General features: G+C 60.4%; 20 protein-coding genes and 1 pseudogene. 8 read left to right on the top strand and 13 right to left on the bottom strand.

The features are described from left to right. The first annotated feature begins 53 nt into the window (after positions 1 to 53). Positions 54 to 776 (top strand): head GIN domain-containing protein, encoded by a 723-nt coding sequence (locus CK910_RS03975; RefSeq protein ID WP_098981068.1) that lies wholly within the window; start codon positions 54 to 56, stop codon positions 774 to 776. Between the two features lie 66 nt (positions 777 to 842). Here the strand turns inward: CK910_RS03975 and fghA are convergent, their stop codons facing one another. Next, positions 843 to 1,679, bottom strand: coding sequence for an S-formylglutathione hydrolase (fghA, locus tag CK910_RS03970; protein ID WP_098981067.1), 837 nt, complete (start codon positions 1,677 to 1,679; stop codon positions 843 to 845). A gap of 48 nt (positions 1,680 to 1,727) precedes the next feature. Next, the gene (locus CK910_RS03965) at positions 1,728 to 2,855 is read right to left on the bottom strand and encodes an S-(hydroxymethyl)glutathione dehydrogenase/class III alcohol dehydrogenase (protein ID WP_098981066.1); all 1,128 of its coding nucleotides are present in this window, start codon (positions 2,853 to 2,855) and stop codon (positions 1,728 to 1,730) included. 120 nt (positions 2,856 to 2,975) lie between these two features. Between CK910_RS03965 and CK910_RS03960 the strand changes: the two genes are divergently transcribed. Continuing rightward, on the top strand, positions 2,976 to 3,881 hold the full coding sequence (locus CK910_RS03960) for a LysR substrate-binding domain-containing protein (RefSeq protein ID WP_043554608.1): 906 nt from the start codon (positions 2,976 to 2,978) through the stop codon (positions 3,879 to 3,881). A 72-nt stretch (positions 3,882 to 3,953) separates the two neighbouring features. Here the strand turns inward: CK910_RS03960 and CK910_RS03955 are convergent, their stop codons facing one another. From CK910_RS03955 to CK910_RS03940, 4 genes and pseudogenes are all read right to left on the bottom strand, one after another. Next, positions 3,954 to 4,919: an ABC transporter permease gene (locus CK910_RS03955; RefSeq protein ID WP_042866829.1), complete on the bottom strand. Its 966-nt coding sequence runs from the start codon at positions 4,917 to 4,919 to the stop codon at positions 3,954 to 3,956. A gap of 2 nt (positions 4,920 to 4,921) precedes the next feature. Further along, entirely contained in the window at positions 4,922 to 6,040 is a 1,119-nt protein-coding gene (locus tag CK910_RS03950; protein ID WP_042866832.1) for an ABC transporter permease, read from the bottom strand. An 82-nt stretch (positions 6,041 to 6,122) separates the two neighbouring features. Then, a pseudogene (locus CK910_RS03945) lies at positions 6,123 to 7,705 on the bottom strand (ABC transporter ATP-binding protein). An 83-nt stretch (positions 7,706 to 7,788) separates the two neighbouring features. Continuing rightward, the gene (locus CK910_RS03940) at positions 7,789 to 8,787 is read right to left on the bottom strand and encodes a BMP family lipoprotein (protein WP_043139487.1); all 999 of its coding nucleotides are present in this window, start codon (positions 8,785 to 8,787) and stop codon (positions 7,789 to 7,791) included. 430 nt (positions 8,788 to 9,217) lie between these two features. Between CK910_RS03940 and uvrD the strand changes: the two genes are divergently transcribed. Then, complete coding sequence (gene uvrD / locus CK910_RS03935) at positions 9,218 to 11,389, top strand: DNA helicase II (RefSeq protein WP_043139484.1); 2,172 nt, start codon at positions 9,218 to 9,220, stop codon at positions 11,387 to 11,389. Positions 11,390 to 11,498: 109 nt separating this feature from the next. On the opposite strand, the gene CK910_RS03930 is transcribed toward uvrD, so the two are convergent. Then, the gene (locus tag CK910_RS03930; protein ID WP_098981064.1) at positions 11,499 to 12,788 is read right to left on the bottom strand and encodes a hypothetical protein; all 1,290 of its coding nucleotides are present in this window, start codon (positions 12,786 to 12,788) and stop codon (positions 11,499 to 11,501) included. A gap of 947 nt (positions 12,789 to 13,735) precedes the next feature. Next, entirely contained in the window at positions 13,736 to 14,686 is a 951-nt protein-coding gene (locus CK910_RS03920; protein ID WP_098981063.1) for a transposase, read from the bottom strand. A 155-nt stretch (positions 14,687 to 14,841) separates the two neighbouring features. Between CK910_RS03920 and CK910_RS03915 the strand changes: the two genes are divergently transcribed. Next, positions 14,842 to 15,132 (top strand): hypothetical protein, encoded by a 291-nt coding sequence (locus CK910_RS03915; RefSeq protein ID WP_098981062.1) that lies wholly within the window; start codon positions 14,842 to 14,844, stop codon positions 15,130 to 15,132. 67 nt (positions 15,133 to 15,199) lie between these two features. Beyond that, positions 15,200 to 15,700, top strand: a complete 501-nt coding sequence (locus CK910_RS03910) for a DUF1993 domain-containing protein (RefSeq protein ID WP_098981061.1) — start codon at positions 15,200 to 15,202, stop codon at positions 15,698 to 15,700. Between the two features lie 95 nt (positions 15,701 to 15,795). Here the strand turns inward: CK910_RS03910 and CK910_RS03905 are convergent, their stop codons facing one another. The 3 genes from CK910_RS03905 to CK910_RS03895 form a co-directional block, all read right to left on the bottom strand. Then, on the bottom strand, positions 15,796 to 16,245 hold the full coding sequence (locus CK910_RS03905) for an SRPBCC family protein (protein WP_098981060.1): 450 nt from the start codon (positions 16,243 to 16,245) through the stop codon (positions 15,796 to 15,798). Positions 16,246 to 16,319: 74 nt separating this feature from the next. Continuing rightward, positions 16,320 to 16,832 carry a cupin domain-containing protein gene (locus CK910_RS03900; protein WP_098981059.1) on the bottom strand — a complete coding sequence of 171 codons (513 nt, stop codon included), beginning with the start codon at positions 16,830 to 16,832 and terminating at the stop codon, positions 16,320 to 16,322. A gap of 78 nt (positions 16,833 to 16,910) precedes the next feature. Beyond that, positions 16,911 to 17,567 (bottom strand): DUF3313 domain-containing protein, encoded by a 657-nt coding sequence (locus tag CK910_RS03895; protein WP_098981058.1) that lies wholly within the window; start codon positions 17,565 to 17,567, stop codon positions 16,911 to 16,913. Positions 17,568 to 17,897: 330 nt separating this feature from the next. On the opposite strand from CK910_RS03895, the gene CK910_RS03890 reads away from it, so the two are divergent. Then, complete coding sequence (locus tag CK910_RS03890) at positions 17,898 to 18,581, top strand: chromophore lyase CpcT/CpeT (RefSeq protein WP_043554599.1); 684 nt, start codon at positions 17,898 to 17,900, stop codon at positions 18,579 to 18,581. An 18-nt stretch (positions 18,582 to 18,599) separates the two neighbouring features. On the opposite strand, the gene CK910_RS03885 is transcribed toward CK910_RS03890, so the two are convergent. Then, positions 18,600 to 19,496: a LysR family transcriptional regulator gene (locus tag CK910_RS03885; RefSeq protein WP_098981056.1), complete on the bottom strand. Its 897-nt coding sequence runs from the start codon at positions 19,494 to 19,496 to the stop codon at positions 18,600 to 18,602. A gap of 101 nt (positions 19,497 to 19,597) precedes the next feature. Between CK910_RS03885 and CK910_RS03880 the strand changes: the two genes are divergently transcribed. Beyond that, positions 19,598 to 20,218, top strand: coding sequence for a LysE family translocator (locus CK910_RS03880; RefSeq protein ID WP_098981055.1), 621 nt, complete (start codon positions 19,598 to 19,600; stop codon positions 20,216 to 20,218). Positions 20,219 to 20,315: 97 nt separating this feature from the next. Here CK910_RS03880 and CK910_RS03875 read toward each other — a convergent pair whose 3' ends face one another. Continuing rightward, positions 20,316 to 21,425 (bottom strand): YeeE/YedE thiosulfate transporter family protein, encoded by a 1,110-nt coding sequence (locus CK910_RS03875; protein ID WP_172955233.1) that lies wholly within the window; start codon positions 21,423 to 21,425, stop codon positions 20,316 to 20,318. 1,261 nt (positions 21,426 to 22,686) lie between these two features. On the opposite strand from CK910_RS03875, the gene mgtA reads away from it, so the two are divergent. Further along, positions 22,687 to 25,449 (top strand): magnesium-translocating P-type ATPase, encoded by a 2,763-nt coding sequence (mgtA, locus tag CK910_RS03870; RefSeq protein ID WP_098981053.1) that lies wholly within the window; start codon positions 22,687 to 22,689, stop codon positions 25,447 to 25,449. Positions 25,450 to 25,459: the final 10 nt, after the last annotated feature.

Here is a 25,459-nt window from a genome sequence, read left to right as displayed (position 1 = left end):
CTATGAGGACCAAACGGTCTGAAGACGGCCAGAACACAACGAGGAGAGTGGCGATGAAATGGATGATGGGCATTATGCTGGTCGTGGGGCTCAGTGGTTGCAGCTGGCTGGATGATACCCGGGTGAGCGGGGCGGGGGCCGTGATCGAGCAGCAGCACGCCATGGGTCGGCAGGTGACCAGGATACTGGCCGGTGTGCCTGCCAGTATCCATCTGGTCGCGGGTGAGGCGAGCGGTATTCATATCAAGGGGCAGGAGAACCTCTTGCCCTATCTGGTGCTGACCGAGAAGGGAGACAAGCTGGAGATAGAGGTGAAGGATGGCTATCGGCTCGATCCCACTGAGCCGCTGGAGCTCACCATCACACTGCCGGAGCTCCATGAGCTGGCGCTGGCGGGCACGGGCAGCGGCGATCTGCATGGCTTCAAGGGTGACCAGCTGGTGCTGTCGGTGGCCGGCACGGGCGACATAGTCGCCAGCAAGCTGGATCTGAACCGGCTGGAGGGCAACATAGCCGGCTCGGGCAGCCTGGATCTGGGTGAGGGCTCGGCCAAAGCCATGGAGCTGAATATCGCCGGCGCCGGCGATGTGCTGGGCGCCGGTCTCAGAAGCGAGCAGGTCGAGATCAATATCGCTGGCAGCGGGGATGTGGAGGTGCGGGCCCGGGATCGGCTCAAGGTCGGCATCGCCGGATCCGGTTCGGTCAGCTACTGGGGTGATCCCAAGCTGGAGAGCAAGATCGCGGGCTCGGGTGACGTGACCCGCCAGGGCAGCTGACGCCGCTGGCCTCAAGCCGGCAATCGAACGCAGAAAAGAGACAGGCCCGTGACGGGCCTGTTTCGATCAGAGGTGGCGGGCGTGGAAGCGCAGGTGCGCCTCGATAAAGCTCGCCACAAAGTAGTAGCTGTGGTCATAGCCGGCATGGCGGTTGAGCTCCAGCGGCCAGGCCTTGCTGGCGGCCGCATCGGCCAGGGCATCTATGTGCAGCTGCTCGGCGAGGAAGGGGTCGTCCAGCCCCACATCCACCAGAGTCGGCAGCGGCGTCACCTCATGGTGGCGCAGCAGCTGGCAGGCATCCCACTCCTGCCACAGCAGCGGATTGTTGCCGAGGTAGGCGCCGAGCGCCTTCTGGCCCCAGGGGCAGCGACTCGGGTGACTGATGGGGCTGAAGGCCGACACCGAGCGGTAGCGACCGGGTTCCCGCAGGGCAGCGATGAGCGCACCGTGGCCGCCCATGGAGTGGCCGCTGATGGCACGCCGGGTCGAGACCGGGAAGTGGGTCTCGATGAGCTCGGGCAGCTCGCGGGTGACGTAGTCATACATCTGGTAGTGATCGCGCCAGGGATGCTGGGTGGCATTGACGTAGAAGCCGGCCCCCATGCCGAGATCGTAAGCGGGGTCGTCCGCCACGTCTTCGCCGCGCGGGCTGGTATCCGGTGCCACCAGGGCTATGCCGAGCTCGGCGGCGATGCGCTGTGCCCCCGCCTTCTGCATGAAGTTTTCATCGGTGCAGGTGAGGCCGGAGAGCCAGTAGAGCACGGGCACCTTCTGGCCGGTGAGGGCCTGAGGCGGCAGATAGATGGCGAAGCGCATCTCGCAGCCGAGCAGGCTGGAGCTGTGGCTGTAGCGCTTGTGCCAGCCATCGAAGCTCTTGTTGCTGCTGATAATGTCCAGATTCATCGAGGAACTCCTGCACCCCGCCCGCGGCGGCGGGCGGGGTGATCATGCTCAGTAGTGGATGACGGTGCGGATGCTCTTGCCTTCGTGCATCAGCTCGAACGCCTCGTTGATCTGCTCCAGCGGCATGGTGTGGGTGATGAAGTCGTCGAGGCGGAACTCCCCCTGCATGTAGCGCTGCACGTAACTCGGCAGTTCGCTGCGACCGCGTACCCCGCCGAAGGCGCTGCCGCGCCAGACCCGGCCTGTGACCAGCTGGAACGGACGTGTGCTGATCTCCTGGCCGGCGCCGGCCACGCCTATGATGACCGACTCGCCCCAGCCCTTGTGGCAGCACTCCAGCGCAGCGCGCATCACCTTGACGTTGCCGATGCACTCGAAGGAGAAGTCGACGCCGCCATCGGTCAACTCGACGATCACCTCCTGAATCGGCTTGTCATAGTCGTTCGGGTTGATGCAGTCGGTGGCGCCAAGTTTGCGGGCCAGTTCGAACTTGCTCTCGTTGATGTCGATGGCGATGATGCGGCCGGCCTTGGCCAGACGGGCACCGATCACGGCGGAGAGGCCTATGCCACCCAGCCCGAAGATGGCGACGCTCTCACCCTCTTTCACCTTGGCGGTGTTCATCACGGCGCCTATGCCGGTGGTGACGCCGCAACCGAGCAGGCACACCTCTTCCAGCGGGGCGGCCGGGTCCACCTTGGCGATGGAGATCTCGGGCAGTACCGTGTATTCGCTGAAGGTGGAGGTGCCCATGTAGTGATAGATGGGCTGGCCGTCCTTGGAGAAGCGGGTGGTGCCGTCCGGCATCAGCCCCTTGCCCTGGGTGGCGCGGATCTTCTGGCACAGGTTGGTCTTGCCGGATTTGCAGAACTTGCACTCGCCGCATTCGGGGGTGTAGAGCGGGATCACGTGATCCCCCACCTTGACGCTGGTGACGCCGGCGCCGACGGACTCGACTATGCCGCCGCCCTCATGGCCCAGGATGCAGGGGAAGACCCCTTCCGGATCTTCACCGGACAGGGTGAAGGCATCTGTGTGGCAGACGCCGGTGGCGACTATGCGTACCCGCACCTCACCGGCCTGGGGTGGCATGACCTCCACCTCTTCGATGGAGAGGGGCTGGCCCGGTCCCCAGGCGATGGCGGCTTTACACTTGATGCTTTGAACCTGTGCCATGAATGACATCCTTCTTGTTGCGGTAGGTGAACAGAGATGAACTCAGGTATGCAGTGTAGTTTCCCTTCGATTTGGTGATAATAAGGCTAAATATCAAATCACTTTTACACACAGGTAATAATGCTCGGCTGGGAAGGGATCTGTGAATTTGTCAGCGTGGCGGAGCAGGGGGGCTTTACCCCGGCTGCGCGCAAGCTGGGGGTGTCGGTGGCTCAGGTGAGCCGGCAGGTGGCGCAGCTGGAAGACAGGCTGCAGGCCAAGCTGCTGCTGCGCACCACCCGCCAGGTGCGGCTCACCGAGCTTGGCGAAATCTACTATCGCCACTGCCGCCAGCTGCTGGACAACCTCTACGAGGCGGAGCTGGCGGTGGGGCGCCATCAGGCGGTGCCGCAAGGGTCTTTGCGGATCACGGCGCCCGTCTCCTATGGCGAGAGCCGTATCGCCCCGCTGGTGAACGACTTCATGGTGCGTTTCCCCCAGCTGGAGGTGACCCTCAACCTCACCAACCAGCTGCTGGATCTGGTGCACGAAGGCTACGATCTGGCGATCCGGCTCGGTCATCTCAAGGATTCGACCCTGGTGGCGCGCAAGCTGGCGCAGCGGGTGCCCTATGTGTGCGCCTCGCCGGCCTACACCGCCCGTCACGGCATTCCCAACAGCCTCTCCGAGCTGACCCGCCACCGCTGTCTGGTGGGCAACAGTGACGACTGGTACTTCACCCTGGACGCTCGCCCCCACAGCGTGCGGGTGCACGGTCTGCTGCAGTGCAACAGCGGCCACGCCCTGCTGGATGCGGCGCTCAAGGGGATCGGCATCATCCAGCTGCCGGACTACTACGTGAGCGACCACCTGGCCCGGGGCGAGCTTGTCGAGCTGCTGCCCGAGCTGCGGGCACCGGAGGAGGGGATCTGGGCCCTCTACCCCCACAACCGCCATCTCTCTCCCAAGGTGCGGCTGCTGGTGGATTACCTGGCCGAGCGGCTCAGCGATCCCCATCAGCCCGCGCTGGTGCGACCGGTGGGTTGAGCGGGCGGCATGAAAATGGAGATAAAAAAAGCCCGCTTGCGCGGGCCTGTTTGTATGGCATGAAGGAGAGGGTTATTCCCGTTCCTTGACGTAGGGGGTGCCGAGCGCCTTGGGGGCCACCGCCTTGCCGATGAAACCGGCAAGCAGGAACACAGTCAGTATGTAGGGCAGCGCCTCTATGGCCTGCACCGGAATGGCGAAGCCACCTATGCTGACCCCTTGCAGCCGGATGGCGACCGCATCGAGGAAGCCGAACAGCAGGCAGGCCGCCATGGCATTCCAGGGGCGCCACTTGCCGAACACCAGCGCCGCCAGCGCCATGAAGCCCTTGCCCGCGCTCATGTTGGGGATGAACTGGGCCGTCTGGGCCACCGCCAGATAGGTGCCACCAATACCGGCCAGCAGGCCGCCTATGATGAGCGCGGTATAACGCATGCGCACCACGGAAATGCCGGCGGTGTCGACCGCGGCCGGCGCCTCACCCACGGCGCGCAGACGCAGGCCGAAGCGGGTACGGAACAAGACCCACCAGGCCAGGGGCACGGCGGCAAACGCCACGTACTCCAGCAGGGAGTGGCCGCTCAGCAGCTCGCTGTAGAGCTGGCCTATGACGGGCACGTCATACAGCTCCTTGGCGTAGGGCAGATCTATGGGGGCGAAGCGGGCCGCACCGGACAGCGCCGGGGTCTGGCCACCCTGATCGAACCAGTAACGGCCCAGGGTGACGGTCAGACCGGCCGCCAGTATGTTGATGGCCATGCCGCTCACCACCTGATCGCCCCTGTGGGTGATGGTGGCAAAGCCGTGCATCAGGGCGAACAGTATGGAGACGCCCACACCCGCACCCAGACCAATCCAGGCAGAGCCGGAGACGGCCGCCGCCGCGCCGCTGGCGAACGCCGCCGCCAGCAACTTGCCTTCCAGCGCTATGTTGACCACACCGGAGCGTTCACAAAACATGCCCGCCATGGCGGCCAGGATGAGCGGTGGCGCGGTTCGTATGGTCGCATCCAGCATCAGGATCAGAGTTTCGAACATGATCAGACTCCCTTGGCTTGCGCGGATGAGCGGTTGGCAAATGCCAGATAGAGCTGCTCGATGCGCGGACGCATCATGTGCTCAAGGGCGCCACAGAACAGGATCACCAGACCCTGCAGCACCACCACTATGTTGCGGTCGACCCCGAACTCGAAGCTGAGCTCGGCGCCCCCCTGATAGAGGAAGCCGAACAGCAGGCTGGCGATGATGACGCCGACCGGGTGGTTGCGCCCCATCAGGGCCACCGCGATACCTGTGAAGCCGAAGCCTTCCACGAAGTTGAGCTTGATCTGGTGCAGTTCACCCTGCAGCACGTTGAGGGCGAAGAAGCCCGACAGCATGCCGGAGATCACCATGGCCAGGATCACCACCTTGGGATAGGAGATGCCCGCATAGGCTGAGGCGCTCTGGCTGGCGCCCACGGAGCGGATCTCGTAGCCCCAGCGGGTATGCCAGATGAAGACCCAGACCAGGGCCGCACAGATCAGCGCCCAGAAGAAGCTGATGTTGAGCGGGCTGTTGGGCATCTCCATGCCGAAACCGCTCGCCAGCTCGCTGACCTTGGGCAGCCAGCTCGCCTCGGCAAACACCTTGCTCTCGGTCGCCATGGAGCCTGCCGGCTTGAACACCTCGACCAGCAGGTAGGCCATCAGGGAGGCGGCGATGAAGTTGAACATTATGGTGGTGATGACGATGTGGCTGCCGCGTTTGGCTTGCAGCCAGGCCGGGATGAAGGCCCAGGCCGCACCGAACAGGCCGCCGGCTATGATGGCCAGCGGCAGCAGCAGCGCGAACGGCAGGGAGTCGCCGAGCAGCAGACAGACCAGGCCGACGCCGAGGCCGCCTATATAGGCCTGACCTTCACCGCCTATGTTGAACAGGCCGGCATGGAAGGCCACCGCCACCGACAGGCCGGTGAAGATGAAACCGGTCGCGTAGTAGAGGGTGAAACCAACCCCTTCTCCCGTGCCGAAGGCGCCGTACCACATGATCTTGGCGGCATCGACCGGGTTGATGTCGAGGTAGTAGAACAGGATGGCCGACACCAGGAAGGCCAGCAATATGTTGACCGCGGGCAGCACGCCCACGGAGATCCAGGCAGGGATACGTGCTTGGCTCATGAGCGAGCCTCCTTGGCAATCTCGTCGGGGACGGGTGCGTTGACCATCATCAGGCCGAATCCGTTACAAGTGGCTGTGACCTTCATGATGTGGCTCCTTGCGATTGGCTTGCCGCCACCTCGTCGGGAACTATGTTCGCCATCATCAGCCCTATGGTGCGCTCATCCGCCTTGGCGCCGTCCAGCTCACCGACGATGCGACCGTCGGCGATGACCAGGATCCGGTCAGACAGGCTCATGATCTCGTCCAGTTCCACCGACACCAGCAACACGGCCTTGCCCTTGTCGCGCATGGCGATGATCTGCTGGTGGATGTACTCGATGGCACCGATATCGACCCCGCGGGTCGGCTGGCCGATCAGCAGCACATCCGGGTTCTGTTCCACTTCGCGGGCGATCACCAGCTTCTGCTGGTTGCCACCGGAGAAGTTGGCGGTCTTGTGGTCGGGATGGGGCGGGCGCACGTCCCACTTGTCCATCTTGGCCTGGCAATCCTGCAGGATCGCCTCCTTGTTCTGCAGCCAGCCCTTGTTGTACTGGGGGCGGCGGTGATAACCCAGGATGAAGGCCTCTTGCGCCTCGAAGCGGTTGATCAGCCCCATCTTGTGCCTGTCTTCCGGCACATGGCCTAGGGGCCATAGTTGCGCACCCGCTCGGGATCGGCCGGATGCGCCACGCTCACCTCGTGCGCCTGACCATTGCCAGTGATGGTGAAGCTGCCCTTGCTGGGCTTGATGATGCCGCCGAGCAGGCTGAGCAGCTCGGACTGGCCGTTGCCGGAGACGCCGGCGATGCCGACCACTTCACCGGCTCGCACCTCGAAGCTGACGGATTTGACCCGCTCCACCTTGGCATCGTCGAAGTAACTGAGCCCGTTGACCCTGAGCTTGGCCTCGCCCGGCTGGGTCGGGCCCTTGTCGACCTTGAGGCGCACCTTGCGGCCCACCATGAGTTCGGCCAGATGCTCCTTGTCGGTATCCTTGGTGGCGACGTGGGCCACCATCTCGCCCCGGCGCATGATGGAGACCTGATCCGTGATGGCCAGGATCTCCCGCAGCTTGTGGGTGATGAGGATGATGGTCGCGCCCTGATCCCGCAGCTTTTTCAGCACCTCGAACAGGTGATCCGCCTCTTGCGGGGTCAGCACCCCGGTCGGCTCGTCGAGGATCAGGATGCGGGCACCACGATAGAGCGCCTTGAGGATCTCGACCCGCTGTTGCAGGCCCACCGGCAGATCCTCGATCTTCTCGTGCAGTGGCACGTCGAGACCATAGTCCCGCGCCAGCTCGCCGAGCAGCTTCTCGGCCGCAGCCAGACTCTGGCCCAGGTGCCAGCCGTTTTCCGCGCCGAGGATGACGTTCTCCAGCACGGTGAAATTGTTAACCAGCATGAAGTGCTGGTGCACCATGCCCACGCCTGCGGCGATCGCATCTTGTGAGCCATGGGGTTTGAAAGGGTTGCCGTCGATGAACATCTCGCCTCTGTCGGCGTGGTAGAAACCGTAGATGATGCTCATCAGAGTCGACTTGCCGGCGCCATTTTCGCCGACGATACCGTGAATACTGCCTTTTTGAACCTTAAGGTCGATCTGCTTGTTGGCGTACACTTCGCCGAACCGCTTATCGATACCCCTTAATTCGATGGCATAGCGATCTGTCTGGTCCATGATGCAGTCCTTGCGGGTCATGAAGAGAGACTAAAAACCGGCCCGTACGGGCCGGTCGTTGGGTTGAGAGTAGTAGCGGTTACTCAGTATTTGCAGCTGTTGTCGCTCATATAGTCATGAACTTTGACCTTGCCGGAGATGATGTCGGCCTTGATGACGTCAACCTTGGCTTTCATGTCTGCGCTGATCAGCTTCTCGTTGTCTTTGTCGAGTGCCCAATCCACACCACCCTCGGCCAGGCCCAGGTTCTTGATACCCGGTTTCCAGGTGCCCTTGGCGGCGTCATCCCAGGTCTGATAAGCGGCCAGACCCACGGATTTGACCATGGAGGTCAGCATGGTGCCCGGTTGCAGGTGGTTCTGGTTGGAATCCACGCCGATGGCGAACTTGCCTTCATCCTTGGCTGCCTGGTAAACACCGATACCGGTACCGCCGGCCGCGGCGTAAACCACGTCGACGCCCTTGGCGAACTGGGACTTGGCTAGCTCGGCACCCTTGGCCGGGTCAGCAAACGCCGCCGGGGTGGAGCCTGTCATGTTCTGGAACACTTCGATCTTCGGATTGACGTACTTGGCACCCTGCTCGTAGCCGCACTCGAACTTGCGGATCAGCGGGATATCCATGCCGCCCACGAAGCCGACCTTGCCGGTCTTGGAGGCGATGGCTGCCAGCGCACCCACCAGGAAGGAGCCTTCATGCTCCTTGAAGATGAGGGACTGCACGTTCGGCTTGTCGACCACCATGTCGATGATGGTGAACTGGGTTTTCGGGAATTCGGTCGCGACTTTCTCGACGGCCGAGCCCATGTTGAAACCGACGGCGACGATCGGGCCGTTGCCACGGCTGGCCAGACGACGCAGGCCCTGCTCACGCTGGGCTTCGTTCTGGGGTTCGAACTCCTTGACCTTGACGCCTTTGTCCTTGTTGTAGACTTCGACGCCGTTACGGAACACGGCTTCGTTGAATGACTTGTCGAATTTGCCGGCGGTGTCATAGATGACGGCGGGCTGGGAAGCTGCCTGAGCAGAAAGGGCAGCGAGAGTGAGGGTGGCAACGGTGGCCAGCTTGAGCACTTTAGTCACGATCGTATCCTTGATTGTTATGTGAGGGTCCACAACCTGCCGGAGCAGGCCATAAAGCACGCTGGCTAACTGTAAGTGAGCCACGGTGCGGGTCAAGGAGATCATAAAGGAAAAACGTTTGCGGTAACGGTTTGAAATATAAGCAAATCAATTTATAAGTGGTTGTTTTGATGCCTGTTTTCAGATTTAAATTCTGCAAAAACAGGGTTTCAAATGACATTTTTGTTTATATTCATATGGTTATAAGCAAGCGTTTTCGCCCGGCTGGCTAAAAAGTGGTTTCTATTGGTGCCTGTTTATGTTCTGCGCCCGTTTTGGCCTCTCCCGACCCAGGCCCGACATACCCGATGGCGTCGGTCGTTCACGCCGATTTGGTCTGTGGCGCCACAGGTCGTATAATCCCCGCCTGTATAAATAAACAGGAGTGGTGATGGACGTTTCAACCCTGCTCGACGGGCTCAACGACAAGCAAAGAGATGCCGTTGCGGCGCCCCGCAGCAACCTGCTGGTGCTGGCCGGCGCCGGCTCGGGCAAGACCCGGGTGCTGGTGCACCGTATTGCCTGGCTGATGCAGGTGGAGCGTTGCTCACCCTTCTCCATCATAGCCGTGACCTTCACCAACAAGGCCGCCGCCGAGATGCGCGGTCGGGTCGAGAAGGTGTTGGGCAGCATGCAACGCGGCATGTGGATAGGCACCTTCCACGGTATCGCCCACCGTCTGCTGCGGGCCCACCATCTGGATGCCGGTCTGCCGCAGGATTTCCAGATTCTCGACTCAGACGACCAGTACCGTCTCATCCGCCGCGTCATCAAGGCGCTCAACCTAGACGAGAAGCACTGGGCTCCGCGTGCCGTGATGAGCTACATCAACGGCAAGAAGGACGAGGGCTTGCGCCCCGGCGACATCGACCTCTACGGCGACCCCGTCACCCGCACCTATCAGCAGATCTACCAGACCTATCAGGAGACCTGCGATCGCTCCGGGCTGGTGGACTTTGCCGAGCTCTTGCTGCGCGCCCACGAGCTGTGGCTCAACAAACCGCACATCCTCGAGCACTACCGCGACCGCTTCCAGAATATCCTGGTGGACGAATTCCAGGATACCAACGGCATCCAGTACGCCTGGCTGCGGATGCTGGCAGGGGATTCCGGCAAGGTGATGATAGTTGGCGATGATGACCAGTCCATCTACGGCTGGCGCGGCGCCAAGATAGAGAACATCCAGCGCTTCCTGACCGATTATCAGGGCGCCGAGACCATACGCCTGGAACAGAACTACCGCTCCACCGCCAACATCCTCAAGGCCGCCAACTGCGTCATTGCCAACAACTCTGAGCGGCTCGGCAAAGAGCTGTGGACCGAGGGGGCCGAGGGCGAGCCGATTTCGCTCTATGCCGCCTTCAACGAGGTGGACGAAGCCCGCTTCGTGGTGGGCCGTCTCAAGGATTGGAAAGAGAAGGGCGGCTTGCTGGCCGACTGCGCCATCCTCTACCGCTCCAACGCCCAGTCGCGGGTGCTGGAAGAGGCGCTGATGCAGGACGCCATGCCGTACCGCATCTACGGCGGCCTGCGCTTCTTCGAACGTCAGGAGATCAAGGACGCCATGGCCTACCTGCGTCTGATCAACAACCGTGGCGACGATGCCAGCTTCGAGCGGGTGGTCAACACCCCGACCCGTGGCATAGGCGATCGCACCCTGGAGATACTGCGCGCCAACGCCCGGGATCAGGGCCAGAACCTGTGGCAATCGGCCAAGGGGCTGCTCAACGACAAGGTGCTGACCGGTCGCGCCGGCAACGCGGTGCGCGGCTTCGTCGATCTGCTGGATGCGCTGGAAGAGAAGGTCTCTCTATTGCCGCTGCATCAGCAGGCGGACATCGCCATCCAGCACTCCGGCCTCAAGGCCATGTATCTGGCCGAGAAGGGCGAGAAATCCCAGGCGCGGGTGGAAAACCTGGACGAACTGGTCACCGCCTGCCGCCAGTACCAGCGCCCGGACGAGCTGGAAGACATGAGCGATCTCTCCGCCTTCCTCGCCCATGCGGCGCTGGAGTCTGGCGAGAATCAGGCGGACGAATATGCCGATGCGGTGCAACTGATGACATTGCACAGCGCCAAGGGGCTGGAGTTCCCGCTGGTGCTGCTGGTCGGGGTGGAGGAGGGGATGTTCCCCAGCCAGCAATCCACCGAGGAGTCGGGCCGGTTGGAAGAGGAGCGCCGCCTCTGTTACGTGGGCATGACCCGCGCCATGGAAAAGCTCTACATCTGTTATGCGGAGAGCCGCCGTATCTATGGCCGCGAGATGTTCCACAAGCCGAGCCGCTTTATCCGCGAGATGCCCGCCGAGTGTCTGGAAGAGATCCGGCTGCGCACTCAGGTGAGCAGACCCACCCAGTACGGCCGCTTCAGCCAGAACGAGGTGCAGCAGAGCTTCGACGCCAGCGGCATCACGCTCGGTCAGCGGGTGCTGCACCCGAAATTCGGCGAAGGCATAGTGCTCAACTTCGAAGGGGTCGGCCAGCAGAGCCGGGTGCAGATCCAGTTCGACGAGGTCGGCGCCAAGTGGCTGGTGACGGCGTATGCCAGATTGGAAGCGCTTTGATTATTCCCGCTCTTGATGCAACCAACCCGGCTTAGGCCGGGTTGGTTTATATATCATAGCTTTATTATGCAATAATTTTTATTTATAAGAAAAATCCAAAGTTGCTAACTCACTCATAATCTCTAGGCGAACCACTAATAGTTAATTTGTAATCTGACAAACCGAATCTACCTATCTGTGGTGTACAACTAGCGATTATATTAACTGACAATTCTCGACCGATAACATCATCTTCTTTTCGATGATGACCACTAGCATAACCACTCATTGAGACTTCAAATCCGTCATTAAATTTAAAACTATCGACGGCTATCTCTAGGTCATCAAATATAGTGTCAGTCTCAGCCATTGGGCCTGATAATTCCTCACTATTAAGAATGTCATAACTTGTTTCATTGACCATATCACATATCTTTTCCGCTAATTCATCAGCAGATAACAAATCTATGTTGAAACCCTCCAATATCATCTGAACATGATCAAAAAGTAACTCTCCAGATATTATTTCTTCATTGTCATTTTCAGCGCTTGCTATATTGCTAAGCTTATCAGCCAAATATACTGAATCGTGATAGATGAATTTTATTTCATCTAACTTTGAGTTGTTGAAATTTTTATCATTGATCAGCATATCTATGGTGTCATACCCAAACATGGCAGCGATAGTGTTAGTTAATCCACTAAGGCTCATGGTCACGCCATCTTGTTGGATGCTATTTGAAAGCAAATTCATCCATTGATACAAGATAGGAAAGCGATTTGAAGCTAACGTTGCCCTATGAATTACGGCTTGCCTTTCAAATTTCATTTTTTCTGTGTCCTCTTGTCGTTTTTTCACTTCAAGCTCGACACGTAACTTCTCTGCCTGAGAACTTTTTATTTCCAACTCTGCACGTTTGTTTTTTGTCTTTAAATCGATATATTCCATTATCTTGTTACGGCGTTCACTTTTCCGCATCTCCTCTTGAAGATCCATTTCAATTTCTTGAGTAAGAAACTCTTTTTCAGGATTTGCTCTAAGCCTGACTTTGTTAAGTTGTTTCTGAGCCTTTGCCTGGTTAATATCCAATTCTATAGCTTGCTTGTGCTGTGATAAAATAACGGCATTCTGTTTTTGTTTTACCCATAGTGATAAATGTGGAAATACAAACAGATATAATAGCGTCAGCATTAATGGAAGGATTATCAGATCTACATCATAAAGTAGATTTGTGATGTGCATGGTATCAACCATGTATTTTATTCTTTCATCAATTGAGGCTGTTCCTAAAAAGAGGGTTGCCAACTTATCCCAGTTGCATATACACCAAGAGAAAATAAAGGTGCCAATTATAGGGTCTTTAACCCTTATTCTGGCATTACCTTTAATGGAGCTCCATATATCCTCTAATATTCCCACTCTCACTCCCATCGGCAAAAATAGTTTTAATTTCGGATTGTTAATGTAACAAAAATACGCCTAATCTTATGATATATTTACATAAAATCTGTGACATCGATCTTTTAGTAGATGGCGTAGCTGGTGAAGCTACGCCGTTTTCTTTAATTGAAGGGCCGTAGGTTCGATTAGCGAAGCGTAATCGGACGCTTACAACGGAACAACCCTTTTAGGGGTTTGCTCCAATCCCCCCAATCCCCCCAATCCCCCCAATCCCCCCAATCCCCCCAATCCCCCCAATCCCCCCAATCCCCCCAATCCCCCATCCACCGACCCGCACCAATCCGGCGGATAGACGCCGCTCGCCACATAACGATGGAAGGTGGAATATGGCCAATCGGCAGAAAATCTGGGACACCCACCTTTCTGAGTAAGCCGTAGCCAGGCTGGTGATGGGGTGATGGATGGTTGGCTCGGTGGCTGGAGCGGGAGCGACAAGGTGACGGTTCTGGCCTTTAAAGCCTCTTGTTCAGGCATGCGTCATGCCCGGCATCGGATGACATGCCGGGGTGTGATATGAAGCGGGACTCGCGATTCAAAGAGGCGGCTGGTGACATCGTCGATTAAATCTGGGACACCCATCTTTCTGAGTAAGCCGTAGCCAGGCTGGTGATGGGGTGATGGATGGTTGGCTCGATGGTGGCCAGAGCGGGAGCGACAAGGTAACGGTTCTGGCCTTTAAAGCCTCTTGTTCAGGCATGCGTCATGCCCGGCATCGGATCAAAATCTGGGACACCCACCTTTCTGAGTAAGCCGTAGCCAGGCTGGTGATGAGGTGATGGTTGGCTCGGTGGCTGGAGCGGGAGCGACAAGGTGACGGTTCTGGCTTTTAAAGCCTCTTGTTCAGGCAGCGTCATGCTTGGCATCGGATGACATGCCGGGTGTGATATGAAGTGGGGACTAGCGATTCAAAGAGGCGGCTGGTGACATCGTTGCTGGCCGCAGTGCTGTGCGAACAGTTGGCAATGTTCCCTGTCACCCACGGCTCTGATGCCTTGCCGCCGAAACATCGTCACTTGTCGCAACCATTGCGTGGTATCAAGGCCAAGTCGTTGCAGGATGGGGGCAAGGTGAGCCGAAATATGGCCCCGTTTGTCGGTTCTGATGGCTCGTCCTGTCCAGTCGACCAGCATCAGATAGTCGGTAAAGAGGTAGGGCAGGCCATCTGACTCACTTCTGCTGGAGAACGGCAGCAACAGAGGTGGCAATGGCGCTGCGGGTTGTTGGTCAGCGAGCCGCTGCTTGATGCTGGTGTAATCGCTCTCTTCCGGTCTGTCGGCAATCGCTGCCCGTATCGGATTGAGGTCAACGTAGGCCATGCAGGCCAGCAGGGCTGACTCGGTGAGCAATGCCTGACTTTTGAAGCGTCCTTCCCAGAAATGGCCCTTGCAACCATCTTCCAGATTGGCCTGGCGGGCCAGGTTTTCATTGAGCAGCCGAACAAACCAGCTGATGGAATGCAGCCGCTCACGCCATTGGGCTATCAGCTGTTGTACGACCATAAGTTCCGGTTCAATCAGGGATTCCCCCTGATACCAGCGCCGCACCAGCAGGGGCCACTGAAACAGTGCCGCCCAACGCTCGGCTATCTCCCGTTCGTTCCAGTTGGTGGCCGTATCAGGCTCAACCTTGAGCACCAGGTGGTAGTGATTGTTCATCACCGCATAAGCGCAGACGCCGATGGCAAACAGTCGCGACAGCTGGCTCAGCTTGTCGACCACCCACTGGCGTCTGTGTTCGTAACTCTGGCCGGAATGGGCATCTTCGCCGCATAAGAAGGCCCGCCGCACGCAGCGACTGACCACATGGTAATAAGGCGTATCTTGCAGACTGATTTGACGGGAACGGGCAATGGTCATGGCAACCTCCTGCGATATCCCTTTCAGTCAAGAACAGAGGTAAAGCGCTGTCAAAAAGGTGGGTGTCCCAATATGCCCTGACCGCTTTCCCCACCCACGGCCGCACTATGCCAAGCTGAGTGGGATGCTGAATAACGGAGTAGCTGGAGGGGCTCATGTCACCGCTGCAACTGATCGATGACCTGTTAGATTTTATCGACTGTATTACCGACTTCCCGCGCTACTGGCGCGTTTATGTGGGGATCGTGGCTACCACATCTGCCGGCATGGCGGTCGCCAGTCTGGTTGATTCGCCCGAAAAGTGGGGGTCGCTCTACTGGGTGATCGGGATAGTTGGCGTGGGGCTGACGATCTTCTGGCAACAAAAAGGTGGGTGTCCCAAGATTCCTCCCAAGATGCCCTTGTCGATGGCCATACCTTGTCGCGGTAGTTGTGGGGTGGGGTGATACTACGGGGGGATGCGCTATAGTGGGGCGGCTCGTTTAACTGCCTTCAACCAACCGAGAACGCACCATGAACCGTGATATTGCTGCCCAGTTTATCAAGATGCTGACCAACCTCGACCTGTGCCTGGCCAAGGCCGCCGCCCATGCCGAGGCGAAGCAGTTCAATGTGGAGAACTTCTTCGGCGATCGGCTGATCGTCGACATGCTGCCCCTCAGCAAACAGGTGCTGATCTGCTGCGATTCGGCCCGTGCCTGTGTCGCCACCGCCAGCCATGGCGAGCAGCCCGTGATGGGGGATGAGCCCAGGACCATGGCGGATCTGCGTGCCCATATCACCAAGACCATCGCCTTTTTGCAGAGCAAGCTGGATGCCGATTTCAGCCAGTTCGAGAGTGGTCGCTATGTCCCCCACTGGGCGGGTGGCAAGGGGATGGATGGCCATACCTGCGTCCATGAGTACGCCATCCCCAACTTCTATTTCCACCTCACCATGACCTACGCCCTGTTGCGCCGGGCCGGGGTCGATCTCGGCAAGCGGGACTATCTGGGTGGGTTGAACCTGCAATAAGTCTCAGGGTTGCCGGAATGAAGAGAGCCTGCCAGGTGGCAGGCTCTCTTTTTTGGGCTGGCCGACGCGCGCAACCCGCTCGGGCCTGTGCCCGGCTACTCCCCCGGGATCTCGGGTTCGACCAGAGCGGCCAGCTGGGTCAGGGACTCCTGCCAGCCGAGATAGCACATCTCCACCGGTATGACCTCGGGGATCCCGGCCTGCTCTATGGCAAGCTCGGTACCGCAGAGCACACCGGTCAGGCTGATGGTGACATGCATCACCCCCGGCAGGTTGGGGTCGTCGAAGCTGTCGGTGTAGCGAATGTGCTTGCCCGGTTCGAGCTCGAGGTACTCGCCGCCGAAGGCGTGGCTGTGGCCCGTGCCGAAGTTGGTGAACGCCATCCGGAAGTGGCCGCCGACCCTGGCTTCCAGCTGCGCCACCCGGCAGGTGAAGCCGTGGGGCGGTAGCCACTTGGCCAGCGCATCCGCCTCGATAAAGGCCCGATAGACCCGCATCGGTGGCGCCTTGAGCACCCTGTGCAGTCGTACTGTTCCCGTCGTCATGGTCAACTCCTCCTGATTGAGATCCGCATCAAGGATAGTCGCCAGCGCTGGGTCATTCCGGTATGAGCGCCGGATCAGAAGGGGCCGTTACTTTCGCACAGCCGGTCTGGCAGGCCGTCGTGATCGCCCATGTCGCGGGCGGGCACCTCGTCCCAGTGGCGCTTGCCGATCTGGCGGTTGTACTCGGGGTGCAGGGCGTAGTGGATGCGGTTGTCTGCGCGATCCCTGTCCCCCACGCAGAGCTGCCGCACCGGCTCATCCGTGTTGTTGATAAAGGTGTGGGCCAGGCCGTCACCGGCCTTGAAACCCACCGAATCGCCCGGTTGCAGCCGATGGAGCACCCCATCGAGCCAGACATCCGGTGTCCCTTCCAGCACGTGGACGAACTCGTCCTCGGTCTCTTCGGCGTGGGGCCAGCTGGTGCGGTGGCCGGGCTCGACCAGCTCGTGGTGAATGCCGATGCGGCTGAAGCCAAAGTGCCTGCCAAGAGCGCTGCCGTGCGACATGCGCTCCTCACTGCCTGGGTAGGATCCCGGCTCAGGTTCTTGCAGCTCGCACCAGTGCTTGATGCTGGGGTGACGGTTCATGACGGCTCCTTGTCACAGAAAGGGGAAATAACCGGCCCCGTCCGCAGGGCGCACTGGGCCTGGATGTGGCAAGCCGGACTAGCGGCCCAGATTGTCGGCCAGCTGTTTGGCGCGGCTGGCGGCCCACTGATCGATCATCTTCTCCATCTCGTCGGCCGTGATGGGGGAGTCTTTGTGGGTGGTATCCGGGCTCTCGCGGGCATCCATCACCCGCACCAGCAGCTTGCCGCTTTGGGAGTCGAGCAACTGGGCCATGCTGCCCACCTTGAGCAGGTAGGGCTCCTTGCCGATCACTTCGCGGGTGACGTTGATGGCGATCTTGGCGGGCAGCAGATCCCGCAGTTTGGGGTCGGGGCGGGTCAGATCGAAGTTGGTGATGGCGGCCTGTACCCGCATCACGCCGGGGCCTGGGGCTGTGGCGATCTGCACGCCCTGGCTGACCAGCTCGCGCTGGAAGGTGGCGTGGTAGTAGCGGCCGATGTCGTTCTGCTCGTTGGCGGTCAGCAGATACCAGTTGCCGTTCTCCTGGCGGATGAACTGCAAGGGGTCGAGCAGCACCTGATGGTACTGGCGCAGATCCACGCCGGGCTCCTTGTAGACGCGCTGGTTGGCGTTGCTTTCGCTTGGTTGAAAGGCCGCCAGCGGGATCGCCTGCAACCCCTGCGATACCTGATTCTTCACTGCGCAGCCACCCAACAGGATGGCCACCATGCCTGCGATTACGGCTCTCTTCATCTTTGCTCCTGATATGCATGACCTTTGCATCCGATGCGCAAGGCGTTGCAAGAGAAATAACCGATTCAAAGAGCGCCCACAAGAGGAAGCCGTGGCCTGTTCAGCCGTCATCCAAGTTATCGGCAGGTAGGCCTCGTTTGCCGCTGGCTGGGTGGGCTGGCCTGCCTCTGCGCCGGCAGGTGACGGGGCCATGGAACCCGGTGCCGCCGTCACTTCCTTTCGCTAACACTGTGATTTTTCAATGGATCGGCAAGGATTTGATCAAGATTGCGGTTATTGCGGCCATTCGCTCATATAATCGCCGCCATGAAAATGATTCGGAAGGATTCGATGGTCACGCTGATGGCGGCCCTGTGCGGGCTGCTCTGCACCTGCCTGGTATGGGCGGCGCCCGCCCCCTTTGTCACCATCCCGACCGGCCCGTCAGCGGCCAGGGCGACGACGGCTCAGGTCAGCATGGAACCGCTGCTCTCCTGGTTCACCGGCGAGTTCTCCAGCCGGGAGCAGGCCAGTTATGACACCCGTTTCACCAGCGCCGAGCTGCGGCTGGTGGAGATCTGGCCCGGCTACAAGGGCTTTCGCTGGGTCTATGCCGAGCAGTTCCTGACCGAGCGGGCGGTGCGCCCGTTTCGCCAGCGTATCTACCGTTTCTCTCCCGTCCCCGATGGCCGCATCCTGATGGCCGAACTGACCATGCCCAGAGCCGTCGACTTCGCCGGGGCCTGGCGCGACCCCAGTCTGCTGAACTCCCTCACCCCGCAACAGCTCTCCCTGCGTCAGGGCTGCGAGATCTGGCTGACCCGCCAACCCTCGGGGGAGTACGCGGGCCACAGCAAGGTCGGCAGCTGCTCCACCAATTTCGGCGGCGCCAGCACTTTGGTGCAGTACCTCTGGATCGGCCCCGACAGCGTCAGGCTGCTGGACCGGGCCTACGACAACGAGGCCCATCAGCGCTGGGGCAGCCCGGGCGAGGGCTATGTCTATCTGCGCAAGGCGACGCTGCGCGGGGAGTAACCCGGTCTGGCCTGCCTCTCAGGCGGGCAGATCCAGCTCATGACGGTGGTCGCTGAGGTAGTCGATCAGCAGCCGCAGGCGCAGCGGCATGGGCTCCCTGGCCGGATAGAGCAGGTTGACCGGGCGCGGGGCGGGCAGGGCATCCGGCAGTATCTCCAGCAGGGCGCCGCTGGCCAGCTCCTGGTTCAGCAGGGCCCTGGGTTGCAGCACTATGCCCGCATGATTCAGGGCCGCCACCTTGAGGGCACTGCCATGGTTGCTGATGAACTGGCTGTCCCACAGGTGCAGATGTTCGAGGGGGAACTCCTCGGCCAGGCTCGACTGCGTCAGCCAGGGGGTGAAACCCAGGCAGCGGTGACGGGCCAGATCCGCCAGTTCGACCGGAGTGCCGTGGCGTTGCAGGTAGTGTGGCGAGGCACAGAAGACCGAGGCCGAACTGGTCAGTGGGCGGGCTATGTAGGCGGCATCCTTGGGAGTGCCGACCCGAAAGATGAGGTCGAAGCCGTCGCCGATCACATCGACCAGCCGATCGCAGAGATCCAGTTCGATGCGGATCTGCGGGTACTGAGCCATGAAGCGACACAGCAAGGGGGTCAGCCGATAGCTGCCGAAGGTGATGGGGGCATTGATGCGGATTTTTCCTGCCGCCTGGCCCGTGTGGGCCCGGGTGTTCTGCTCCAGCTCCCGATAGTGTTGCAGCAGGTTCTGGCAACCGCCGAGGTACTCTCTGCCCGCCTCGGTCAGGCTCTGGCAGCGGGTGTTGCGGTTGAGCAGGCGGGAACCGACCCTGGCCTCCAGCCATTTGATGTATTTGCCGATCATGGCCGGCGTCATCTCGAATCGCTCCGCCACGGCACTGAAGCTGCCTGCGCGGGCGACCTCGACGAAGATCTCGATGGCGGTCAGACGATCCACTCTAAACTCCTGGTTTATAAAGCCGAGCGCCACTATGTCTGGCTGGCGAAGAGGCTGTCAATATACTGGGCGGCACTTGCACGACGATGGAATACCCTGTGATGAGCCTCGAATATTACGCCCTCTACCTGCTGCTCGCCGTGGGGACTGTGCTCAGTCCCGGCCCGGCGGTGATCTACACCATAGGCAACACCCTGACCCGGGGAACCCGCCACGCCATCGCCGGCTTTGTCGGGGTGGCGGTGGGGATATTGATGGTGGCGACCCTGGCCTCGCTGGCGGTGCTCTGGTTTACCCACTGGCTGGCCGGGGGGCAGCAGATCCTCACCCTGGGGGGCGCCCTCTATCTGCTCTATCTGGGGGTGAACTCCTGGCGTCAGCGCGCGGTCAGCCCGGTCGTGGGGGCCTCCACCGATCGGGATTGCGGCCGCAGTTTCGCGAAGGGGGCGCTCATCAGCCTGCTCAATCCCAAGGCGATCATCTTCTTCACCAGCCTGTTTCCCCAGTTCATCGATTTTCGTCAGGGGGCGCTGGGCCAGTGCATGCTGCTGGCGCTGACCTTCAGTGCCGTGGTGCTGGTGGTGCATGGCGGCTACTGTCTGGTGTTTCGCTGGGTGGGCATGCAGGGGTATGGCGAGCGCTTCGCCAGGGGGATCAACCGGGTGTCGGCCGTGATGTTCACCGGCTTCGCGATCCTGCTGCTGATCAGGGCGCTGAGCTGAGATAAAAGGAGAGTCCTGGCGGGATAGCAATCCGGCCGGGATATAAGGAAAGGTATTTTTACGGGATGGCGCCCTTGTGCGCCATCCCGTTACGCCATCAGAGCTTGAACAGCGGCCGCAGGCGAATGCCGATCAGGCTGCCGGCGAGGGCCATCAGCATCCAGACCCAGCCGTGCAGGCTGCCGGAGGCGGTGCCGTCGAAGAAGCCACCCAGGTTGCAGGCGCTGTACATGGCGCCCATCCCCATCAGCAGGCCGCCGAGGATGGATGCCAGGCTGTTGCCGAGCCGCATCGGGGCGAAGGTGCCGCCACCGCTGATGCAGCGCGCCAGCATGGCTCCCAGGATCCCGAGCCAGAACATGCCGACCATGGGGTTGATGAAGAGTGGCTGGGCCAGTTTCGGGTTCCCCTCGAACAGGCCGAACAAAGAGGCGCCGCGCAGCGCCATGTCATAGACGGCGCCCGTGATGGTCCAGGCCGAGCCGTGCAGGGCCACCACGCTGGAGTTGAGCAGGGCGATCAGGATGCCGCCGGTCAGCACGGTGAAGCGGCCGTCGCGCCAGAACAGGTTGCCACCACTGAAGAGGGGCTTGAGCTCGCCGGTGCGCTTGAGTTCGCTCTTGCGAAACAGCAGGAAGAGCACGGCGACCAGCGCCAGGTTGAGCAGCATGCCGCTCCAGAGATTGCCGGTCAGATCCTTGGCCAGCACCACATGGCTGGAGAAGGTGGCATCCAGCATGGGGCGGAACTGGTTGCTGATCAGGGTGCCTATGCCGTAGCAGAGCAGCACCAGCCAGAAGCGGGGTTGCCCCTCGCCGCAGCAGTAGAGGGTGCCGGTGGCGCAGACGCCTGCCAGCTGCATGCCGATGCCGAACAGGAAGGCGCCGACGATGAAGGGAATGCCGATGGCCATCACGTTGCCCACCATGGCATCGCCAAACAGGGCGTGACTAAAGGAGAGGAAGCAGGTGAACAGCAGGATTTCGATGGCGATGGTGAGCAGGTGAACCCGCACATAGTAGCTGTTGCGCTTGGTCAGCATTTCGCGCCAACCGAATACGATGCCGAAGCGGCTGAAGGAGAGGGTGAAGCCGAAGCCGAATCCGATCAGGGCCATCAGGGCCCATTTCATACCAAAGGTGTTGCCGAGCCAGAGTAACGCTCCCCCCGCGATTGCCACGATGGGGAGCGACCATTTTCGATTCATGTTGTTGTTTCCTGTGCGTCATGAGTGAGTGAAGCCGTGCATCCTATTCCCACATTGAGTCCGATTCCAGCGCGGATCCGCGCCTGTGACGGAAAATGAAAGCAAAACCCCATCCAGATCAATTCCTGGCAAGGGCCCCTAGCGAAATGAGGATGAATCTATTTCAGGGGCTGAAAATAATGGTGTGACGAGTGTGAAACTAATTAAATTGAAAAAGATGAATTTAAATTTTGCGCCATCGAATGCTTTTGGGTAGAATCTCGGCGTGTTATCAGCAGATGGAAGGATATTATGGAAAGCGACAGTTGTAGCCGATTGCAAATCGCGATGTGGGCTTACCAGAGCTGAGGTTGATATCCTGTCTTCCCCCTCACTCTGATCGCTCAGAGTGCAGCATCTATATGAGTCACCTTCGACTCTCACAACCGCTTAATCCCGGCCTTCATCAGGGATTGCCGTTGTAAATCTGGATTGTTCCGCTCACCTGCGAGCCATGCCGCCTCGCGACCCCTGCAATTGAACGCTTCATCATGCGCCCCGGGTGCTGCCCGTCAGGGCCGCCACAGCGTCGGATCCGTGCATCCGTGCCGTGGCCGGGAAGTGATCGAGCGTAAAATAACAAGATGGACAATACCATATTGAAAACGGATTCGTTTTCGATAGGACAGGTTGCGAAATAAAATAATCAACGTGATTGCTCAATATATTTCGGTCGTAACAAGGGTTACGCCGTAATATTTCCATGGGGTGCGGTTTTCTCCGTTATCTTCACCCGCCCGGCATCGCTGATATTATTACCTGCCCAGCATCCAGTTATTTCAAGCTGTCGTTATCCTTATTTCCTTTATGGGTGTATGCCGCCCTAGTGACGGGATCACCGGACTCATCCGCCGATAATGCAGACCCGCGGGTCATGCCCGCCAGCGACAGTGCATCTGGCTGTCAGTGGCCGCGCCCGACTCTCTCCACCCCACTCGGAGGATATCGTATGACCGAAGAGCCCAAGCCTCGACCCTCGGGGTCCACGCCTCCCCACGCCTGATCCCCCTGCGGGTAACAGGATGCGGAGTCCTGATCCCTGATAGCCCCTACCTGCTGGCAAGCTTGCCCGACAGACACGCCGTCTGGCGGCATGTCCTGCGGGCGGCGCCATGCCGCGCCTGCGCCAGCCGGGGGCCCATTGCCTGTCTCACATCAGTACTGACGCCTGGCCTGGCCCGCGACAGGGCCTTGCTGCAAGCGAAAATCAGGATAAAGAGTTATGAAGCAACAACATACCGCCAGCCGGCACAAGCAGCAGGGATTCGTCTCCCCGGGCCGTGCCAATGAGAAGCTCTCCTCCCGGGTGCTCGACGAGGCCGACAAGTCTCTCGAGTACACCCTCACCGCCGTGCGCGGCAATATCGACGGCCTGACTTCGACCGAGGCGGCCAACCGTCTGGTCCAGTTCGGCCCCAACGAGGTGACCCACGACAAGCCGCCCCATCCGCTGATCCAGCTGATGCAGGCGTTCAAGAACCCCTTCGTGATGGTGCTGATCGTGCTCGGACTGGTCAGCTACGTGATGGACGTGCTGATGGCCGAGCCGGGTGACGAGGATTGGGTCAAGGTGATCATCCTCGGCGTCATGGTCAGCCTGAGCGGCCTGCTCCGCTTCTGGCAGGAGTACCGCTCGGCCAAGGCGGCCGAAACCCTCAAGTCGCTGGTGCGCAACACCGCCACAGTGCAACGCCGCCCTTCGCCGGGAGCCCCCTCCCTGCGCAAGGAAGTGGCGATGGTCGAGCTGGTGGCCGGTGACATAGTGCACCTGCAGGCGGGGGACATGATCCCGGCCGACATCAAGCTGATCGAATCCCGCGATCTCTTCATCAGTCAGGCGGTGCTGACCGGCGAGGCCCTGCCGGTGGAGAAATACGACACCCTGGGGGCCGTGGCCGAGAAGTCGGCGGACGGCAGCAGCACGGGGGAGGTGGGCCTGCTCGACCTGCCCAACATCTGCTTCATGGGCACCAACGTGGTCAGCGGCACCGCCAAGGCGGTGGTGGTGGCAACCGGCAGTGACACCTATTTCGGTTCGCTGGCCCGCAACGTGGTGAGCCACAAGCGCATCGAAACCAGCTTCGATCGCGGCGTGAACAGCGTCACCAGGCTGCTGATCCGCTTCATGCTGGTGATGGTGCCCGTGGTCTTCATGCTGAGCGGCGTCAGCAGCGGTGACTGGATGTCGGCGCTGACCTTCGCGCTGGCGGTGGCGGTGGGGCTGACCCCGGAGATGCTGCCCATGATAGTCTCCGCCAACCTGGCGCGGGGCGCCGTGGCCATGGCCAAGCGCAAGGTGGTGGTCAAGCGGCTCAACTCGGTGCAGAACTTTGGCGCCATGGACGTGCTCTGCACCGACAAGACAGGCACCCTGACCCAGGACAAGATCATCCTGGAGCACCACTACGACGTGCGCGGCAGCCGGGACGACAGGATACTGCAGCTGGCCTGGCTCAACAGCCATCACCAGAGCGGCATGAAGAACCTGATGGACATAGCCGTCATAGAGCACGCCGATGCGCTGGGGGCGGGCTGCAAGCCGGCTGGCTACAGCAAGGTGGATGAGCTGCCGTTCGACTTCGTGCGCCGCCGCCTGTCGGTGATAGTGCAGGATGAGAGTGGCCAGCAGCTGATGGTCTCCAAGGGGGCGGTCGAGGAGATGCTCTCCGTCTCCAGCCACATCGACGACGGCAAGCAGATCCGCGAGCTGGATGAGATTGAGCGCCGTGCCCTGCTGCGCCGCAGCGAGGAGTACAACGCCGATGGTTATCGGGTGCTGATAGTGGCGACCCGCGATATCCCGGCCGCCGAGTGCAAGCAGAGCTACCGCACCAGTGACGAGGTCAAGCTGGTGGTGCGCGGCTTCCTCACCTTCTTCGATCCGCCCAAGGATTCGGCCGCCCCGGCCATACGTGCGCTGAACGACTACGGCGTGGCGGTCAAGGTGCTGACCGGCGACAACCCCATCATCACCAGCAAGGTGTGTCGCGATGTGGGGCTGAACCCGGGGGTGCCCCTGCTCGGCAAGGACATAGAGGTGATGGACGACGTGGCCCTGTGCACAGTCGTCAAGCACACCACCATCTTCGCCAAGCTCACCCCGCTGCAGAAGTCGCGGGTGGTGAAGGCGTTGCAGGCCAACGGCAACACGGTCGGTTTCCTCGGAGACGGCATCAACGACGCCCCGGCGCTGCGGGATGCGGACGTGGGGATCTCGGTGGACAGCGGCGCCGACATCGCCAAGGAGACGGCCGACATCATCCTGCTGGAGAAGAGCCTGATGGTGCTGGAAGAGGGGGTGGTCAAGGGACGCGAGACCTTCGGCAACATCCTCAAGTACCTCAACATGACCGCCAGCTCCAACTTCGGCAACGTCTTCTCGGTGCTGGTCGCCTCCGCCTGGCTGCCCTGGGCGCCCATGCTGGCGATGCAGATGCTGATCCAGAACCTGGTGTATGACGTCTCCCAGATGCTGCTGCCCTGGGACAAGATGGACCCCGAGTTCCTCAAGCGTCCGCGCAAGTGGGAAGCCAGCAATATCAAGCGCTTCATGCTCTGGCTGGGCCCGACCTCCTCGGTGTTCGACATCAGCACCTTCTGCCTGATGTGGTTCGTGTTCGGAGCCGGCGCCATGTATGCCACCGCCAACGGCAGCATGGATCCCCTGGTCAACGGTCAGGCCATCATGAACTCGGGCTGGTTCATCGAGGGGCTGGTCTCCCAGACCCTGGTGGTGCACATGCTGCGGACCCGCAAGATCCCCTTCCTGCAGAGTACGGCTACCCTGCCGGTGCTGTTGTCGACCTCCATCGCCATCGCCATCGGCTGCTACCTGCCGTTCTCGCCGCTGGCGGAGCACTTCGGTTTCATCACATTGGAAGCGCCCAAGTACTTCATGTGGCTGGTGATCACCATGCTGGCCTACATGGGGCTGACCCAGGCGATCAAGACCATCTACATCAAGCGCCACGGCCAGTGGTTCTGATGGGATAAGC

Source organism: Aeromonas sp. CA23 (assembly GCF_002587065.1).
Taxonomy (GTDB): Bacteria; Pseudomonadota; Gammaproteobacteria; order Enterobacterales; family Aeromonadaceae; genus Aeromonas; species Aeromonas bestiarum.
Note: the sequence above shows the minus strand (reverse complement) of the source record. Positions and strands in the feature narration are given on the sequence as shown.